General features: G+C 60.4%; 16 protein-coding genes. All 16 read right to left on the bottom strand.

Annotated elements, in window-relative coordinates; genetic code table 11:
- Positions 1-32: 32 nt before the first annotated feature.
- Positions 33-1,148 (bottom strand): undecaprenyldiphospho-muramoylpentapeptide beta-N-acetylglucosaminyltransferase, encoded by a 1,116-nt coding sequence (gene murG / locus AAA138_RS06930; RefSeq protein WP_349090130.1) that lies wholly within the window; start codon positions 1,146-1,148, stop codon positions 33-35.
- On the bottom strand, positions 1,138-2,658 hold the full coding sequence (gene ftsW, locus AAA138_RS06925) for a putative lipid II flippase FtsW (RefSeq protein WP_349090129.1): 1,521 nt from the start codon (positions 2,656-2,658) through the stop codon (positions 1,138-1,140). The genes murG and ftsW overlap by 11 nt, the downstream gene beginning before the upstream one ends.
- Before the next feature lie 9 nt (positions 2,659-2,667).
- The gene (gene murD / locus AAA138_RS06920; protein WP_349090128.1) at positions 2,668-4,074 is read right to left on the bottom strand and encodes a UDP-N-acetylmuramoyl-L-alanine--D-glutamate ligase; all 1,407 of its coding nucleotides are present in this window, start codon (positions 4,072-4,074) and stop codon (positions 2,668-2,670) included.
- Between the two features lie 9 nt (positions 4,075-4,083).
- Entirely contained in the window at positions 4,084-5,103 is a 1,020-nt protein-coding gene (gene mraY, locus AAA138_RS06915; protein ID WP_117746963.1) for a phospho-N-acetylmuramoyl-pentapeptide-transferase, read from the bottom strand.
- A gap of 3 nt (positions 5,104-5,106) precedes the next feature.
- On the bottom strand, positions 5,107-6,531 hold the full coding sequence (murF, locus tag AAA138_RS06910; protein ID WP_349090127.1) for a UDP-N-acetylmuramoyl-tripeptide--D-alanyl-D-alanine ligase: 1,425 nt from the start codon (positions 6,529-6,531) through the stop codon (positions 5,107-5,109).
- A gap of 125 nt (positions 6,532-6,656) precedes the next feature.
- A complete protein-coding gene (locus AAA138_RS06905; RefSeq protein WP_349070140.1) occupies positions 6,657-8,357 on the bottom strand; it encodes a penicillin-binding protein 2 in 1,701 nt (566 codons plus the stop codon).
- Between the two features lie 182 nt (positions 8,358-8,539).
- Complete coding sequence (locus AAA138_RS06900) at positions 8,540-9,010, bottom strand: hypothetical protein (RefSeq protein WP_195919276.1); 471 nt, start codon at positions 9,008-9,010, stop codon at positions 8,540-8,542.
- A gap of 90 nt (positions 9,011-9,100) precedes the next feature.
- Positions 9,101-10,066, bottom strand: a complete 966-nt coding sequence (gene rsmH, locus AAA138_RS06895; protein WP_117636014.1) for a 16S rRNA (cytosine(1402)-N(4))-methyltransferase RsmH — start codon at positions 10,064-10,066, stop codon at positions 9,101-9,103.
- Between the two features lie 20 nt (positions 10,067-10,086).
- The gene (locus tag AAA138_RS06890; protein ID WP_035137949.1) at positions 10,087-10,521 is read right to left on the bottom strand and encodes a division/cell wall cluster transcriptional repressor MraZ; all 435 of its coding nucleotides are present in this window, start codon (positions 10,519-10,521) and stop codon (positions 10,087-10,089) included.
- Between the two features lie 463 nt (positions 10,522-10,984).
- On the bottom strand, positions 10,985-11,926 hold the full coding sequence (gene xerD / locus AAA138_RS06885; RefSeq protein ID WP_349090126.1) for a site-specific tyrosine recombinase XerD: 942 nt from the start codon (positions 11,924-11,926) through the stop codon (positions 10,985-10,987).
- Between the two features lie 2 nt (positions 11,927-11,928).
- A complete protein-coding gene (locus AAA138_RS06880) occupies positions 11,929-13,590 on the bottom strand; it encodes a CTP synthase (RefSeq protein WP_349090125.1) in 1,662 nt (553 codons plus the stop codon).
- A 178-nt stretch (positions 13,591-13,768) separates the two neighbouring features.
- Positions 13,769-14,107, bottom strand: a complete 339-nt coding sequence (locus AAA138_RS06875) for a hypothetical protein (protein WP_118094077.1) — start codon at positions 14,105-14,107, stop codon at positions 13,769-13,771.
- A 250-nt stretch (positions 14,108-14,357) separates the two neighbouring features.
- Positions 14,358-15,839, bottom strand: a complete 1,482-nt coding sequence (locus AAA138_RS06870; RefSeq protein ID WP_006234276.1) for a DUF1846 domain-containing protein — start codon at positions 15,837-15,839, stop codon at positions 14,358-14,360.
- Between the two features lie 556 nt (positions 15,840-16,395).
- Entirely contained in the window at positions 16,396-17,874 is a 1,479-nt protein-coding gene (locus AAA138_RS06865) for a YfcC family protein (RefSeq protein WP_349090124.1), read from the bottom strand.
- A 147-nt stretch (positions 17,875-18,021) separates the two neighbouring features.
- Complete coding sequence (argF, locus tag AAA138_RS06860; protein WP_099431521.1) at positions 18,022-19,017, bottom strand: ornithine carbamoyltransferase; 996 nt, start codon at positions 19,015-19,017, stop codon at positions 18,022-18,024.
- A 105-nt stretch (positions 19,018-19,122) separates the two neighbouring features.
- The coding region (locus tag AAA138_RS06855) for an arginine deiminase family protein (RefSeq protein ID WP_229770747.1) at positions 19,123-19,248 on the bottom strand (126 nt) is incomplete at its 5' end.

Genomic DNA, 19,248 nt, shown 5'->3' with positions numbered 1-19,248 from the left:
CGCGCGAGGGCGACCGGTGATATCCCGTCTAACTAACGCAATCCCTCTACCGCGTCGGCCAAAAGCGCGGCGGCACGGTCCTGGGCCAAGCCACGCGCCGCCTGACGCATGGCATCACGCGCCGCAGCGTCATCGATCAGGTGCAGCAGCTCGTCGGCAAAGGCAGGGGCATCGATATCGGCATCGGCGCATAGCACGCCGGCACCGGCATCGACCAGGTAGCGCGCATTCGTGGTCTGGTGGTCGGCCGTCGCGTGCGGATACGGCACGAGCACCGAGGGCACGGCAAGCGCGGCGATCTCGGCCACGCTAGAGGCACCGGAACGCGAGAGCACCAAATCGGCCGCAGCCAGCATATCGCCCATGTTGTCGATGTAGGGCTGGACACGATAGCGCTTCGCCTCCTCGGGCGTCAGCGCCAAAACGCGCTCGGTCTCCTCAAAGCCGTCGGCACCCGTCGAATGCAAAATATAGAGATTCTCGCGGGTCAGCAGCTCACTCTTGAGCGAGGCAACGCGCTCGTTGAGATGCTGGGCACCGAGTGAACCACCAAAGACGAGCAGAAGTGTCGCGTCCTCGGGCACACCGAGCGTCTTGCGACCGCGGGCGCGATCGCCCTCGATCACCGAACGACGCACGGGATTGCCCGTCATGAGCACATGGTCGGGGTCGCCCTCGCGCTCAAAGACCGCACGGGCCGCAGGTACCGAAATGCACACGCGGGCGGCATGTGAGTTCATCATCTTATTGGCCAGACCCGGAACAGAGTTCTGCTCGTGCAGCAGATACGGAACGCCGGCGCCCTTGCACCAACCCAGCAGCGGGACCTCAACGTAAGCACCAAAGCCGATAGCGGCATCGGGCTTACCGACCTTCGAGAAGTGACGGGCAAGCGCGCGCTTCGCCTTGTTGACGCGCCACAGCGAGGTCAGCGCCGTCCAGGGACGGGAGCGATCGAAGCCCGTGACCGTGATGGGCACAAAATCGAATCCGGCCTCGGGAACCAGACGACCCTCGAGTTTGCGCGACTGGCCCACGAACACAACGTGATGACCGCGGTCACGCAGCTCCTCGGCCAAGGCGAGCGCGGGGTTGATATGTCCTGCCGTGCCGCCAGCTGCAATAGCAACGGTCATCTTATCGGTCATGGTAATCCCTTCGTACACGCGGCCCCTGGTCATCGGTGCGCAAACGCGCCGACGGGTCCGAATTCAAATCGATTCGATTATATCCGCCGCCCGCATTGCGATGAGTAGGACGCTGTGGACGACCTTGCGGCGCCGTTCGCTGACGTGAACGGGCTGCCGGCTCGGTCGCAGAGCCATCCAGGACGGTAAAGCCGTTACGCGAAGATCGCTCACCGCGCACATGGGGCACGCCGGCGGTACTCTCATCCATAACGGCAAAGCTCTCGCGACGACGGTCGTACTCATCGCGACGGGCGCTCTCATACGAAACGCGCAGGATCAGACCGGCGAGCATAAGCGACACAATAATCGACGAGCCGCCGTAGCTAATAAACGGCAGAGGCTTGCCCGTCATGGGAAACACATTGAGAATGCCCAGCGCGTTGATCAAAAACTGCACCGCAAGGATGACCGCGGAACCCGATGCCATAAGTGCTCCGCGACGGTCGGTCGCCTGCTCGGCAATACGAAACGCCGAGTAGATCAGCATCGCGAACACCAAGAAGAACAGCACGGTTCCGATAAAGCCAACTTCCTCGCCGATAATAGCCAAGATGTAGTCGTTATGCGCCTCGGGCAAATACGAGTACTTCATGGTGGAGTTACCGATACCGCGACCGAACAGGCCGCCCGAGGCAAACGCCATAATGGCAAGTGTGGCCTGATAGCCATCACCATATTCGTCTGCCCAAGGATTCCAAGCAACCTCGACACGCGTCATACGATACGGCTCGGCGATAAGGGCGATCGCAATGACGGCGATGCCGGCAACGACCGTCCAAACGATATATTTGGGGTCCAATCCCGCAAACAACGCCATGCACATGAGGGTCAGCAAGATGATCAGAACGGTGCCAAAATCGGGCTGAACAAAAATCAGAAAGAGCGAAATGCCCAGGTAGACACCCATCTTGCGAAGAAACTCGTTGATGTTGCCGCCGGGCGAAAAGATGCGGTCGAGCATGATGGCCGAATACGCGATGGCGAACGGCTTTAAAAACTCAGACGGCTGGAACTGAATACCGGCGATGTTGAGCCAACGCGTGGCGCCACGACTGCCGCTACCCATAAAGAACACCAGAACCAGTAGCCCTATCATGCCCATGAGGAAGATCCTGAGCACGTCTTCCCCAAACCAACTGTCCGGCAAGACGCGCACGATGGCAACCATGGCCAGCACGCCAACTCCAGCAAACGCGGCCTGTCGAAACAGGAAAAACGTCGCCGTACCATTCTCGTGCAGCGCCTCGACCGAAGATGCCGAGTACACCATCAGCAAGCCGAAGCAAACCAAGCTAAACAGGCAAGCCATAAATATCAAACGGGGGCGCATGATGCGGGCGGGGACGCCGGCAATATAGCGCTCACCGAACGTCTGCCCGCCGCGTCCGGAACGCGGCGTGCTACGCAGCGAGGAAGCACGGTCCGAGTCGGGCCTCCTCATATCACTTTGGGGGCTCTCCTCTCTCACCGGCAACCCCTATTCCGTTTGCGATTTCGCTGCCGCGGCAAGCTGGGCCACGTAGTCCTTAAACACGCGACCGCGCTCCTCGTAGCCCGAGAACTCGTCGAACGAAGAGCAGGCGGGCGAAAGCAGGATCACGTCGCCGCGGCTCGAGAGCGAGCGGGCAACGTCAACGGCATCGCGCAGATCATCGGCCTGGGCGATATCCACGTCACCATCGACATCGGCCTCGTCCATAGCGGCGGTAAAGCGCTCGCGCGCATCGCCAAAGCAAACGACCGAGCGCACGTTGTCCATAACGACGCGGGCAAAGTCCGCAAGCGGGGTACCCTTATCGTGGCCGCCGAGCAGCAAGATCACATCGTCGTCGGGAAACGCCGTCAGGGCCTTTTCGACCGCATCGGTGTTCGTTGCCTTGGAATCGTTGACGTAGCGCACGCCATCGATCTCGCCGCAGGGTTCCACGCGGTGTTCGAGTGGCTGGAACGATGCCAAACCGCGGCAAACGCCCTCGGGATCGGCACCGACGGCCAGAGCAGCCGTGGCGGCACATAGGGCATTAATGACATTGTGATGGCCCGAGATCTTGAGCTCGGACGTGGCGACAAGCTGAGTCTCGACGCCCTTCAGGCGCACGACCATCTTGCCATCGCGCACAAAGGCGGCGTCTGCACCCTCGGGCTCGTCAAAAGCGACCTTGCAGATGCGGCGACCCGGTGTGTAGATGTACTCATCGAACTCATGGATGCCGGCATCCTCAACGTCGATAACCACGAGGTCGTCGTCGACCATATTCTCGAACAACTTGATCTTGGCAAGCGCATAGTTCTTGTGGCTCTTGTGCCAGCCCAGGTGGTCGGGCGTGATGTTGAGCAGCACCGCCACGCGAGGATGAAGCTCGGCTGTCGTAGCAATCTGATAACTCGACAGCTCGGCCACAAACCACTCATTGTGTGCGCGGCCGTCGATCTCGTTCACCGGCGGCTCACCGATATTGCCGACGGCCACGCTGGCTTCACCGGCGGCCTTGAGCAGATAATCGGTCAGCGACGTGGTAGTTGTCTTGCCGTTGGTGCCCGTGATGGCGATCCAATTTTGGGGAGACAGGCGATAGGCAAACTCGGGCTCGCCCATAATCTGAGCGGCATGCTCACGCCCGGCCTTAAAGAAGGCCGAAAACTCCGAGATACCCGGGCATGTCACGCACACGTCATAGGCACCCTCGACCTGCTCGGTGCCGTAGACAAACGACGCGCCCTGCGCCTCGAGCGCACGCGTGGCGTCATTGGGCTCGGAGGTACCGCCGCCATACACGGTCGTGGCGCTCACGCGCTCGGGGTGAGCCAACGCCCAACGGGCGACATCGAGACCGGATTTACCCTGCCCCAAAACAAGCAGGCTAAAGACATCAGCAAGAGGCATGAAAGACCACTATCCCAACTGGAAGAACAGGGCGAGGCCAACGGCGCCAAAGGCCGCGGCGATAATCCAAAAACGGATAACGACCTTGGTCTCGGCCCAGCCCTTCTTTTCGAAATGATGATGAATGGGCGCCATAAGGAAGACGCGCTTGTGCGTAAAGTGGAAATAGACAACCTGGATCATGACCGACAGGGTCTCGACGATAAACAGACCGCCGATGATGAGGGAAACGACTTCGGTGTTGGTCATGATGGAGGTGCAGGCAAAAGCGGCACCCAGGGCAAGCGAACCGGTATCACCCATAAAGATGCTCGCCGGGTAGCAGTTGAACCACAAAAAGCCCAGGCAGGCACCGGCGCACGCCGTGCAGAAGATGGACAGGTTCACGTCACCGTGCAAAAACGCCATGGCGGCCATGGCGAGCATGGCGATCATGGAAGTGCCGCCGGCAAGGCCGTCCAGACCATCGGTCAGGTTCACGGCATTGGAAAGACCAGCGATCATCAGCCAGCAAAATACAATGTAGAGCCACGGAAACGAAAGGCCGCAGATGGTGGTCGAAAGAACACCGAGGTCAATCGTCAGGCCGCCGGGAAAACGAATCTCGGGGGCGACGCCGCACCAATTGACGGCGAGCACGGTAAAGGTGACGCAGATGATGGTCAGACCGATCATCTTGGCGTGAGGCGTCAGGCCGAGCGAGCGACCATGCGTGACGGAGGTCAGATCGTCGATGAGACCCAGAACGCCGGTGGCCAGCGTTGCAAGCAGCACGAGCACAAGCTCGGTGGTGAGCTTGCCCATCAGCAGGCAGGTCAGCGAGATCGCGACAAGGATGATGACGCCGCCCATGGTAGGCGTACCCTGTTTAATCAAATGACGCTTGGGGCCGTCGGCTCGAACCTGCTGGCCGATACCCTCGACCTTCAGCAGCTTGATCCACCACGGCATAAGCAGCAACGCAATGGCGGCAGCGATGCCAAGTCCCAAAAAGGCCTGATACGTAGGATACGAGGGATTGCCGAACATGGGCTAGCACACACCTTCCACAAAGCGGTCGAGCTCAACAAAACGGGAACCCTTGACCAGTACAACATCATGATTTTCAAGCGCGCCGCCCATGCGGTCGAGCACCTGCTGATAATCGGAGAACACCTGGATGCGGTCCTCATCCATACCCATCATGCGTGCGGCATCGGCCATGAGCTGAGCCAGCTCGCCGCCGACGCACGCGAGCATGTCGAGCTTCTTGGCGGCGGCATAGGCGCCCACGAGCTCATGCATGCGGGGGGCCTCGTCGCCCATCTCGCCCATCTCGCCCAGGATCGCCATGCGCGAACCGTCACAGATGAGTGAGCACAGCAAATCGAGGCCGGCAGCCATAGACTCGGCACTGGCGTTATAGGAGTCGTCGATGATGCGTGCTCCGCTCTTGGCGCGCTTGATCTCCTGACGGTGACCGGTGATCGTAAGGCCCCTAAAGGCAGCATCGATCTGCTCGGGCGTCACGCCAAGACGATAGGCGACCGCGGCGGCCTTGACGGCATTGGGCACGGACTGCACACCGGGAATAGCCAACATGGTATCGACCGTGTCGCCCTGACCAAAGTCGAGCGTAAAGACCGGATGGCCCTCGTCGTCGACGCGAATGTCGCGCGCGCGGACCTCGTCGTCGTCCGAGACACCGGCCAGCATCACGTCAATACCCGCAGGCTGGGCGAACGTATCGCGAATGAACGGCGTAAAGTCGTCCTCGCCGCCCAAAACCAGCAACGGCGAGAAGTCGCCGGCGGCGCACATGCCCTGGACAATCTCGGACTTGGCGCGGGCGATGTTCTCGCGGCTGCCCAGGATGCCGATGTGGGAGGTTCCGATCTTGCTCACGATGGCAAGATTGGGGTTGGCAGACTGGGACAGGCGCTCAATCTCATGAAAATGGTTCATGCCCATCTCGAGCACCAGAACCTCGGTATCGGCCGGAGCGGAAAGCACCGTGAGCGGCATGCCGATCAAGTTGTTGAAATTGCCCTTCGTGGCCCAGACGCGATAACGCTTGGCGAGCACGGCGGCGAGCACGTCCTTGGTCGTCGTCTTGCCAATCGAACCGGTAATGCCGACGACCAGGCAGCCAAGCTCCAAGCGATATACGTGCGCCAGGCGCAGCAAGAACTCCACGGGGTCGTCGGTCAGCAAGATGGCGCATCCCTTGTCCTGCGCCAGCGAAACCAGCTCGGCATCGGGCTCGCGCGTCATCACGACGGCACCGGCACCCGACTCGATGGCACGGGAGGCAAAATCATTGCCGTCGACCTTTTCGCCAGGGAAGGCGACAAAGATCGTCCCCTCCTCGACCTGACGCGAGTCGATAACGCACCCGCGGCATACCCGATCGACTTCTTCCGTCACGGTTCGGGCCCCCGTTGAGGCCGCGAGGTTGTTGACGGCGATCTCTATCATTGCAGCTCCCCTGTAAACCTAATAATGCTATCGGCGTATTGTATCCCAGTGCCATGCGCGCGTGGTGCAGGGCATGTGAACACCCTTCAGATCAAACGGCAGGCCACGCTCAAGATTGTAACCCCCTACTTCGTGCGCGGGATACCCAGCACGTCGAGCGCGTTGGCCATAATGGACTGGAATGGCACCGCGGCGGCATCCGAGCCGCTCGGCGTTCCATCGAGTGTGATATAGCACAGCACCTTGGGCGATTGTGCCGGCGCAAAGCCCATAAAGGACGACATGTAGTTCTCCTTGAGGTAACCGCCGTTCTCGTCAGCACGCTCGGCCGTACCGGTCTTGCCCGCCACGTCATAGCCATCGACCGCACCGCCAACGCCCGTGCCTTCGGACACGACCGTCTGCATGCACGATGTCACCTGGGCGGCAGCGTCCTCCGAAATCGCACGCTCGCCTTCGCCCCAGTCCTTCTCATCACCCTTGCTGGACTTATAGAAGTGCGGAGTCATCATCACGCCGCCGTTCGCTATGCCGCCCACGGCACGTGCGACCTCAATCGGCGAGACGGACAGCGCCTGGCCAAAGCTCATCGAGCCCAGCGTGGCGCCGTCGTACTGGTCGCGCTCCTTGACGATGCCCAGGCTCTCACCCGGAAAATCGACACCGGAGCTATGACCGATACCCCACTTGTCCACATAGGTGGCAAAATCATCGGCACCGATCTTGCGTCCCACCAGGACAAAGCCCACATTGGACGAACGGCGCATCATCTCGCGCACGTCCATGGTCATGGTGTAGTCGCGCTTATCGGCGTCGGTAACGGTGTCGTCGCCGACCTTAATGCTCGCCGGTACCTCAAACGACGTGCTCGAACGCACGGCGCCCAAGTCGAAGCCGGCACCGGCCACGAGCGTCTTAAAGACCGAGCCGGGCTCGTAGGCATCGGTAACCAGACGCAAGTTCATGTCCTCGGTCTTGGCGTTTTCCAGATCGGTCTGGTCATATGTCGGATACGAGCATGCCGCCAGAATCTCGCCCGTCGTGGGATCGGTGACCAGGGCCGAGCCATTCTTGGCCTTGGTCTTTTCGACCGCCTCGGCCAGGGCGTCCTCGGCGGCACGCTGGATATTGACATCGAGCGTCGTCACGATGTCCACGCCGTCAACCGCCGCCACCTTTTTATAGGCGCCGCCCGCGATATAGCTACCGTCCCTCGCCCGCTCGCGCACCAGCGAACCGTTGGTTCCGGTCAAAAGCTTGTTGTACTGTTTTTCGAGGCCCGTCAGACCGTCGTTGTCCACGTTTACCACGCCAAGCACCTGCGATGCCAGATTGCCGTAGGGGTATACGCGCTTCATGGCCTGCTCAAAGAGCACGCCTGGCAGGTTCTTCTTCTCCAGCGCCGCGACATCATCCTCGTCCACCTGACGTTTGATATACACCCAGGTGCCATCCGACTCAACGAGCTCGCGACAGGTCTTTTTATCGATGCCCGTGGCTTTGACCAGCGCCGACACCGTCTTGTCAACGTCCTCGATAAGCTGAGGATTCACGGCGATGTTGCGGCATTCGACCGACGACGTCAGCACGTTGCCGTTACGGTCGTAGATGGTACCGCGCTTGGCATACAGCGTCTGCGCAAGCAAGCGACGTGCATCGGCGCGGTCGCGCAACTTATCGGCTTCCACGATTTGATAGTCGGCAAGGCGAAGGACGCCCAAACCCAAGCCAAGCCCGATAAAGCCCATGACGGCTTTGCGACGGGGCAGCGGCGTGCCCGTGAGCCATTCGGTCGACGAGCTCTTGCGCGGTCTGGTGTTATGCATTTGAGGGCCACTCGAGCCACGGAGACGCGATGCGGGGTCGTTGCCATAGGACGGCCTCGCGTTGTAAGATGGCCGACCCGTTCCTTGATAACCAGAACGTCCCCGCGATGAGGGACGTCCAGAACCGCGACCCCCGTCGGAGCCGCGGCGATAGTCATTTGTCATACTCAGCTACCGTCTTGTTACTGAGCGGTCGCGGTCGAGCTAGCGCCCGCGGCTGCATCCTGCGAAAAATCAAGTGTAACGCTCTCGCTGGGCTCCACCATGCCATAAGCACCCGCAAGGTCGCGAATGCGCGTGTCGGCACCATAGACCGAATGCATGACCTCCAGGTCGGAGCTCTCGTCGGTCGCCTTCTCGAGCGTGTTGGTAAGCGCGGCGTTGCTGTTGAGCACCTGGGCCGTAACGCCGGCGAGCGCCACGCGGGCGACACCGATCGTCATGAAGATGGCCGCAATGATGCAAAACGTTTTAAGAACGCTCATGAAAACCGGGCTTACCGCCTGGTTTGCCTGACGGCCCGCGCCCGTGTAGACATCAAAGCGCGGCGTGCGCTGCTCGCGGGGAGCAACGGGAGCCTGCGGTGCCTCACGATAGGCGGGCATGGCGTTCATATCATAGGCGAGTGCTGCGTTTGAGGTGTTGTAGCCCATGATATGCCGCCTCCCATCCCGAGTACGTTGGTAGTGTGTTTAAGCTTCGTTTGTGGTACGAGCGGGAGGTCCAATATCGCGCGGTCGCGTCTACAGACGCTGCGCCACGCGGATCTTGGCTGATCTCGCCCGAGGGTTGCGCGCAACCTCATCGGGTTGGGCAACCAGGGGTTTGCGGGTGATGACCTTGAGTATCGGCACGTTGCCGCACACGCACACCGGAATCTCCGGCGGACACGTGCACCCCTGGCTCATCTCCTTAAAGTGGTTCTTTACGATACGGTCCTCGAGCGAGTGATACGAGATGACGCAGATGCGTCCGCCCGGGTTGAGCCACCTTGTGGCGGCGTCAAGCCCTCGCTCGAGCACATCGAGTTCGTGATTGACCTCGATGCGAATGGCCTGGAAACTTTTCTTGGCTGGGTGTCCGCCATGCCGACGAGCGGCAGCGGGGATACCAGCCTTGATGATCTCGACAAACTGACCGGTGGTTTCGATCGGTTCATGCTCGCGGCGGCGCACGATCTCGCGCGCGATCTGCGAGGCGAACTTCTCTTCGCCGTAGACGCGTAGAATCCGGGCGAGGTCGTGTTCGTTATAGGTGTTGATGACCTCAGCTGCGTTTAAGGTGTTGTTACCCGGATCCATCCGCATGTCCAATGGGGCGTCCTCGTTGTACGAAAAGCCCCTGCCAGGGATATCGAGTTGCGGCGACGAAACGCCCAAGTCGAACAGGAAACCATCGACCCCGGGCACCTCGGCCGAGCAAAGCAGCTCGTCCAAGTCGCCGAAGTTGCCCTTCAGCAGCTGGTGTGGTACGCCGGGAACCTCGCGGTCCAGACGGGCGCCAGCGGCCTCGAGGGCCATGTCGTCCTGATCGACGCCGAGCAAAAGGCCGGTCTCCCCCACCTGCGCGGCCATCTTTACCGAATGGCCGGCACCGCCAAGGGTGCAGTCGCAGACGACGGAGCCGCTCTTTAGCTGCAGCGACTCAAGCACTTCGCCGAGCATGACAGGTTCATGCCGATATTCTTGTGTCAAGATCCCACGCTCCATCCGTTACTCGTGCCTTGCCCTTACGAGAAGAAGAGGTCCAGCAGGGCCTCGTCGTCATCGTCCTCATCGGCCGTAGCGCGGTCCCAAACCTCAAGGTGGTCGTAGTTGCCCACAACCGTGACCTCGCGGTCGAGGTTCGCCTGCTTGCGGAGAGACTCAGAAAGACCGATACGACCCGCGCTGTCCACATCCATCGACGTGGTGCGCTTGTTAATCGCCCTCATGAGCTTCTGGTCGTTGATGTCACGCGGGTTAAAACCCTCGTGGCCCTCACGACCCGCGAAGAGTCCTTCGACCCACTTATCGAAGGCCTCGGCAGAGAACACGTACAGAGCATCGACATCCAGGGCTTTGAACACGCGAACGTGCTCTCCAAGCTCCTCGCGAAGGGGTGCAGGCAGGGATAGACGGCCTTTTGCATCGAGATTGCGCTCGTATGCACCCGTCATTCCCATGTGCGCCCTCCCCTCGGTTACTCAGATGGCACGTACGCGGGGAACCACCCCGCCTGTCGACGTCATCAATAATATGGGGAACCGCCCCATTTTTCAACACCTTTCCCCACCCCTTCCCCCACCCCGCCCCACCACTCCACCCCCAATATGTTGTAAAACACCCCCGAGCATATGTTCGAAAACACAATATGTTGTGTTTGCAGCAAAGGTGGGATGCCACCTGTAGAACCACGCCCGCGAACCTCAACCTTCAAGTTGACCTTGAGGCGATTTTTACGTCCCTTTACACGCCGTTCACATCGCCCCCAAACTCCTCCCACCCACGGTACACACGGCCCACCACCGCGTCGGTGTCTGGCGAAAAATGGGACGGGCCCCAGATTGCCCATGCGCGCAAAAGTGCGTCTCGGCAATCTGGGGCCCATCCCCTTTAATATTTATAAATATGCAGGTCAGCGAGGTGCTAGCGATGTGCCAGCGGATGCGCCGCCAGATAGACCTCGGTCAGTTGCGTGCGGTCGACATGCGTGTAGACCTGCGTGGTCGAAATATCGGCATGGCCCAAAATCTCCTGCAGCACACGCAAGTCGGCACCGCCCGCGAGCATGTGGGTGGCAAAGGAGTGGCGCAGGGTGTGGGGGTGGAGCCCCACCAGCCCCACCTGGCGCCCGTACCGCTCGCATATCGCATGCACGGCCTGGCGCGACAGGCGACGTCCGTTCTTATTTAAAAAGACCGCCGAGGTCTCCGTCCCGTGAGCATGGGCGGCCAGGAGAGTGCGCCCGTCACCTATATAGTGTGTCAGGGCGCGAGCCGCGCTTCCCACCAACGGGGCCAGACGCTCCTTGGAGCCCTTACCGCGCACCAGGACAAACCCGTCATCGATATGGATATCGCCCACATCGAGCCCAACCAGCTCACTCACGCGCAAGCCGCAACCGTAAAGCACTTCCAAGATGGCATGATCGCGCAGCCCCATCTCGCCCTCGGGAAAGTCTTGATCGAGCAGTGCCGAGACATCCTCCACCGAAAGGTATTCCGGCAGGCGATCTGCCTTTTTGGGCAGGCGCAACGCCGCCGTCGGGTTTTGGGCCACGGCCCCATCGCGCACCAAAAAGGCATGCAGGCCCTTCACGGCAGCAAGCGCGCGCTCCACCGAGGCGTCGGAATAGCCTCCGTCGCGGCGATCGGCAACAAAGCTCTCCACGACCTGACGGCTCACATCTTCAAAAGACGCAATGTCAGCCCGCTCCAGATAGGCGCAGTACGTCGTCAGGTCACGACGGTAGGCCGCAATCGTATTGCGCGCCAAACCCCGCTCGACCGCAAGGTAATCGAGATACTCCCCCGCCACCACAGCAAGCGACGAGGGAGTAGCTTCGGTATGTTCCTGGTTCTCCGGCACCCTTAGTCCGTAGCGAGGTTCTTGGGCGTCACCTGCAGACGGTCGACACCCTCATGCTGGCCAATCGAGGCGCGCACGAACTCGCGGAACAGCGGCTGCGGGTTGGTCGGACGGCTCTTGAACTCGGGATGAGCCTGGGTTGCCACATACCACGGATGTACGTCGCGCGGCAGCTCGACCATCTCGACTAGACGCTCGTCGGGCGAAAGGCCCGAGATAACCAGACCGGCGTCCTCGAGCTGGTCACGGAAGGCGTTGTTGAACTCAAAACGGTGACGGTGACGCTCGTAGACGAGCTCCTCGCCATAGGCCTCGCGCGCGAGGGAATTGGCAGCAAGCTTGCACGGATAGGCACCCAGACGCATGGTGCCACCCTTCTCGGTCACGTCCTCCTGCGAGCTCATCAGGTCGATGACACTATACGGGCCATCAGGATCGAACTCGGAAGAGCTGGCGCCGGCAAGGCCGACCACGTTGCGGGCAAATTCGCACACGGCCACCTGCATACCCAGGCAAATGCCCAGATACGGAATCTTGTGCTCGCGGGCGAACTCGGCCGCGAGGATCTTGCCCTCCAGGGCGCGCTTGCCAAAGCCGCCAGGGACCAAGATGCCCGAGGCGTCACCCAGGACCTCGGAGACGTTCTGCTCGTCGAGGCTCTCGCCATCGACCAGCTGCACGTCAACGTGGCGATCGTAGAACACGCCCGCATGGTGCAGGGCCTCGATAACCGACAGGTAGGCATCGGGCAGCTGCGTATACTTGCCCACGACGGCGATCTTCACCTTGTCGGCGTGCTGGTTGGCATGGTTCTGCTTGCGCAGGAACTCGTTCCACTGACTCATGTCGCGCTCACGCGGGTCCAGACCCAGACGCTCGCAAATGCGCAGATCAAAGTCCTGCTCGGCGAGCAGCTGCGGAACATCGTAGATGCTCGCGCAGTCCTCGTTGGTAAAGACGCAGTCGGTGTCGACGTCGCAGAAGCTTGCGATCTTGCCGCGGATGGCATCGTCGATATGGTGATCGGAGCGCAGAACGATAATATCGGGCTGGATACCAAAGCTGCGGAGCTCCTTGACGGAGTGCTGCGTCGGCTTGGTCTTGACCTCGTGGGCGGCGGCGATATAGGGAACGAGCGACACGTGGATGTAGCAGACGTTCTCGGGGCCGGCCTCCTTGCGATACTGGCGGATGGCCTCGACAAACGGCTGCGACTCGATGTCACCGATGGTGCCGCCCAACTCAGTAATGACCACGTCGGAGCCGGTCTGCTCCTCAATACGACGGAACTTATCCTTAATGGCGTTCGTGACGTGCGGAATCACCTGCACGGTGCCGCCCAAAAAGTCACCGCGACGTTCACGGGCGATCAGGCTCTTATAGATGGCACCAGTCGTAAAGTTGGAATCGCGGGTCAGGTTCTCATCAATAAAGCGCTCGTAGTGGCCCAGGTCCAGATCGGACTCGTAGCCGTCCTCGGTCACAAAGACCTCGCCATGCTGGAACGGGCTCATGGTGCCGGGGTCGACGTTCAGATACGGGTCGGCCTTTTGCATCGTTACCTTGTAGCCGCGCGACTTGAGCAGACGGCCCAGCGAGGCCGCGGTAATACCCTTGCCCAGAGACGAAACCACGCCGCCGGTCACGAACACATGCTTGGTCATATTGAGTTACCTGCGCTTCCCGTAGAAGTTGTCCATACACATCTTACGGGTCTTCATTGTAATACTCGCGACGCGCGCCGCACACAATTTTTCTTACGCGCAATCGCATTTCTCCATCTCGAAACAAAACGCCGTCCGGTTGCCCAGACGGCGTCGTTTCCACTATGAATGCGCGCCATTATCGATCGGCGACTTCGTCCTTGATCAAGTCCTGCACGAGCATACCGGCACGGATGCCCTCTAGATACCATTCGCCACGCTCCGTAAGACAAATACCATTTGCGAGCTGGCCGCCGTCGTCGCTGTAGCGCGAGACGACCTCAATGATGTCTTCGGATTCCAAGCGCTCAATTGCCGCGCGGGCGCGATACGGAGACACCCCCACACGCTCGGCAAGCGTCTTTCGCGAAAAGCCATAAAATCCGCCGTTGTCTTCGGACTGCTGTGCGATCTCCATCAGCACCTGCACCTCGACACGCTTCATATCGTTGACACTCGCACGACCCTTGCCAGCCATGGCAGCCTCCTCAAACCGGGCACGGGCATCACTTGCACCGTGCGCGACCGGCACACCCCATGATGGCCGGCAACATCCATCATGCGGCATCCCCGCAAAAGGATGAAACAATTAGGGTTATTGTATACCGCCCAAATCGCTTATAGGCAGGTAAACGGGCTAATTTTAGGTTAAACGGTAGCTTTTGTTGATAAAAGGGGCACACCGAATGTATACCCGATGTGCCCCTTTCAGACCAATTTCTCCAGGCTTAGCGGTGGAAGAAACCACGACGCTCGAACTTGGGCTCGCAGCACACGTTGATGCCCAGCTTGCGCAACACCGTCTCGTCCGTCGGCGAGATGATCACGCTAAAGAAGGCATCGCAGCCGCGCAGCTGCTCCAAGCCCGAAAGGACGCGGGCCGCCGTCTCGCTCGTTGCCGAGGTGATCGAGAGCGCCATAAGCGTCTCGTCGGTGTGCAGGCGCGGGTTCTTGCTACCCAGGAAATGCGTCTTGAGCTTGCTGATAGGCTCGATCGCCTCATCGCTAATGACCTCGAGCTCAAGGTCAACGCCCGAGACATGCTTAAGTGCATTCATGATGAGCGAGCTCGCGGCGCCCAGGCGCGTGGAAGTCTTGCCGGTCACCACGGAGCCATCAGGCATGACCATGGCGCCTACGGGGCCACCTGTCAGCTGCTCCCTGGTAAGGGCGGCCGAGCGTGCCGGCGAGTAATTCTTGTCGATACCGGCCTTCTTCATAATGATCTTGAGACGGTCGACTTGCTCATCGCCCACGCCGGTACGGCGCACATTTTCGACCGCGGTAAAGTAACGGCGGACGATCTCCATCTTGGAAGCGTCGCGGCAGGCATCGTCATCGGTAATGGCAAAACCGACCATATTGACGCCCATGTCGGTGGGGCTCTGGTAGGGGCTCTTGCCCAGGATCTTTTCCATCAGAGCACGGACCACCGGGAAGGCCTCGACGTCACGGTTGTAGTTGACCGTGGTCTTGTTGTAGGCCTCCAAGTGGAAGGAGTCGATGATATTCGCATCGTCGAGGTCAGCCGTGGCGGCCTCATAGGCGATGTTGACCGGATGCGTGAGGGGCAGATTCCAAACCGGGAAAGTCTCGAACTTGGCGTAGCCGGCGGCAGTGCCGTGCTTGTGCTCGTGATAGAGCTGAGACAGGCAGGTGGCGAGCTTGCCCGAGCCAGGGCCGGGAGCGGTGACCACAACGAGCGGACGAGTGGTCTCGACAAACTCGTTCTTGCCATAGCCGTCGTCGGACACGATCAGGTCGACGTCGTGCGGATAGCCCTCGATGGGATAGTGCAGCTTGGCAGGAATGCCGAGCGCGTTCAGGCGATTGCGGAACACATCGGCGGCGGGCTGGCCGGCGTACTGGGTGATGACCACGGCCGCGACAGCAAAACCGTTGCCGCGGAACAGGTCGACCAGGCGCAAAACGTCCTCGTCATAGGTAATGCCCAGGTCACCGCGAGCCTTGTTCTTCTCGATGTGGTTCGCGTTAATGGCGATGATGACCTCGACGTCGTCGGCTATGCTCTTGAGCATGCGAAACTTGCTGTCCGGCTCAAAACCCGGCAGCACGCGGCTCGCGTGATAGTCGTCAAACAGCTTGCCGCCAAACTCCAAATACAGCTTGCCGCCAAACTGCGAGATGCGCTCCTTAATATGAGCGGCCTGCAGCTCGATATATTTCGCGTTGTCGAAACCCTGGCGCATGTATGGCTCCCGTCCCGTTTCCATTTAATGTTCTAGGCGATTATAACGGAGCCCGCCCTCCCCGATACCCAGACCATCAACAGGCACCAACCAAACACGCCCACCGCAACCACCGGGGACCCGGGGTAGCTAATTTGGAGCAGGGAACAAGTCACTCCGCACCAACAATGGAAACGTCACAGGCAGAGCCAAAGCCAGCAAACGTGCACCGGAGCGAGCAAGCTGCCCCCTGCCTGCAACAATGGCAGCGCCGCAGGTTGAGCATAAGTCAGCGAGCGCCGTCCAGGACGTACAAGTTGGCATGAAAAAGGCAAGGCATAGACCTTCTGGTCATGCCTTGCCTTTTGAATGACAAATTGTCGTTCTGGGCGGCGCGCAGCGTCGACTGGTTGCGCGGTTCGTAGAACCGCGCAACCTGAGAGCGCCCCCTCCCGCGCACGGAACGGGAGGGGGCTAAAGGTAGGAGTCTACCGGTGGGTTTACCCCACCGGACAGACGATGACCAGGTGATCCTTTACAGGATCGTCAAGGTTTCCGTGGGGTACCCGTTGGGTACTTAGAGCAGCACGCAGGCGACGGTCAGGATGACGGCGCAGACGACGGAGAGAGCGACGATGAGCTTAAGGGCAAACTTGAGCCAGGTCGTCCACTCGATCTTGGCCAGCGCGAGACCGCCCATGATGGCACCGGAGGTCGGGGTGAACAGGTTCACGACACCGATAGCAGCGGAGAAGATCATGACCATGACCTCGGGCGAGAAGCCGAGCTTAACAGCCAGCGGTCCCATGATGGGCATGGAGACGGTAGCCATACCAGAGGTCGAGGGGATCAGGAAGGACAGGCCGAAGTAGACCAGGAAGCTCATGGGAGCGAAGATCACGCCGGACAGGCCAGCCAGGGCATTGGCGGCAGCGTCGAGGACGAAGACGTCGAGGCCGGTGTTAGCCATGAGGACGGAGATACCACGGGCGAGGGCGATGACGAGAACAACGGACATCATGTCGGCAGCGCCGGTGATGAAGGTGTTAACGATCTGCTTCTCGGACAGGCCACCGATGATACCGATCAGGACGGCCATGAGGAAGAACCAGGTGGAAGCCTCGTCGAAGTACCACTGGCCAATGGGCAGGCCGGTGATCAGGGCAGACCAGCCCTGGACGACGGCGTTACCGTCGGCGTCGTAGACAGCGCCAGCGTCGAAGAAGTTGGCGACGCCCTCGTTGAGGTCGGCCAGCGGGATGAAGCCGACGATCATGACGACGAAGGTGAAGGCGAAGGCGATCAGAACACCCTTCTGACGACCAGTGAGCTTGACCTCCTTGTGGACCTCGGAAGCAGCCTTGCCGTGAGCCTCTTCGGCGTCCTTGAGCTCCTGCATCGACAGGATGGTGGAACCCTTGTCAGCCTTGACCTTCTTGGCATAGTTCATCACGAAGAAGATGGACATGCCGGTGGTGACAATCCACAGGACGGCACCGAGGCCGATGATGATGGACTGGTTGACCTCAATGCCAACGCCGGTCAGAGCGTCGACGGCAGCGCCGACGGCGAACGGGTTAACCGTGGAGCCGAGGCAGCCGCAGCCAGCGCCGAGCAGGACGGTAGCGGCGCCGACCATGGGGTCGAAGCCAGCGGCCATCATGGTAGCGGCGAGCAGGGCGTAGAAGGGAACGGTCTCCTCGCACATACCATAGGTGGTACCACCGAGGGAGAAGATGAGCATAAGGACAGGAACGAGCATGATCTCGTTGCCCTTAAGCTTCTGCACCAGAACGGCGATGCCGTTGTCCAGGGCGCCGGTCTCGGTCATCATGCCGAGGAAGCCGCCCAGGATCATAACGAAGAGGCAGACGGGCAGAGCGTCAGCGAAGCCCAGGATCGGGGCGGTGCAGAAATCGCTCAGGCGGGCTGCAGTAACCGCGCCGCCGGACGTGCCGGAGACGATAACGGTAATCACTGCGACAATTGCCAGCAGAGCAAGAAGAATGGTGAACGATGAAGGCATACCGCGCTTTTTCTTAGCGGTTTCAGTCATGGTTCTCATCCCCCCTTCATAAATCATTTAACTTTCTCGCGCGAAGCGGATCTTCCGTGCCGTGCCCACCGCCCGACGCGAGATATTTACCAGACAAAGCCGCTCGGGGTGTGCAGCAATACACCCCGAGCGAGATGCTAGATGCTCTTACTTGAGCGTGGCGTACATGACAGCCTTGATGGTGTGCATGCGGTTCTCGGCCTCGTCAAAGACCTTGGAAGCGGGGCTCTCGAAGACCTCGTCGGTGACCTCCTGCTCGGTGATGCCGAACTGCTCGCACTTCTCGGCGCCAATGGTGGTGTTGGTGTCGTGGAAGCTGGGCAGGCAGTGCAGGAAGATGGCACCCGGGTTGGCCATAGCCATGACCTCGGAGGTAACGCGATACGGGGTGAGCTGAGCGATGCGCTCGGCCCAGACCTCGTCGGGCTCGCCCATGGAGACCCACACGTCGGTGTAGATAACGTCGGCACCGGTGACGCCGTCCTTGACGTCGGTGGTCAGCTTGATGGTGCAGCCGTTGGCCTCGGCGATGGGCTTGCAGGCCTCGATGACGTCGTCAGCGGGCATGCACTCCTCGGGGCCGCAGGCCACGAAGTTCATACCGAGCTTGGAGCAGACAACCATGAGGGAGCGAGCGACATTGTTCTTGCAGTCGCCCATGAAGACGAGGGTCTTGCCCTTGATGTCGTAGTTGAAGTTCTCCTGGACGGTCAGGATGTCGGCGAGCATCTGGGTGGGGTGCCACTCGGTGGTCAGGCCGTTCCACACGGGCACGCCGGACTTAGCAGCGAGCTCCTCGACGTCGTCCTGGGCAAAGCCACGGAACTCGATGCCGTCATACATGCGGCCGAGAACGCGGGCGGTGTCCTCGATGGACTCCTTCTTGCCCATCTGCGACGAACCGGGATCGAGGTAGGTGACGCCCATGCCCAGGTCCATGCCGCCGACCTCGAAGGCGCAGCGGGTACGAGTGGAGGTCTTCTGGAAGAGCAGAACGATGTTCTTGCCCTCGAGATAACGGTGCGGAACGCCAGCGCGCTTCATGTCCTTGAAGTTCTTGGAAAGCTTGAGCAAGTACTCGATCTCCTCGGTGGAGAGGTCGAGGAGCTTGAGGAAGCTACGGCCGGAGAGGTTAACACCCATGGTTCGTTTCCTTTCGAAAAAATGAATTACGTAAGTATTAGTGTTGCCCGTTTGACGGGCGAAACCGGTGCGGTTGTAGGGGGACCGCACCGGAAACGGAAAGACTTAGAGGTCCTCGCGCCAGAAGGGCATGCTCATGCAGCGCGGGCCGCCGCGGCCGCGGGAGAGCTCGGCGGAGGGCACGACGAGAAGGTCCAGGCCCTCCTTGTACAGCACGTCGTTGGTGACGGT

Source organism: Collinsella sp. CLA-JM-H32B (genome assembly GCF_040098065.1).
GTDB lineage: Bacteria > Actinomycetota > Coriobacteriia > Coriobacteriales > Coriobacteriaceae > Collinsella.
This window is presented reverse-complemented; position numbering and strand designations above follow the sequence as displayed.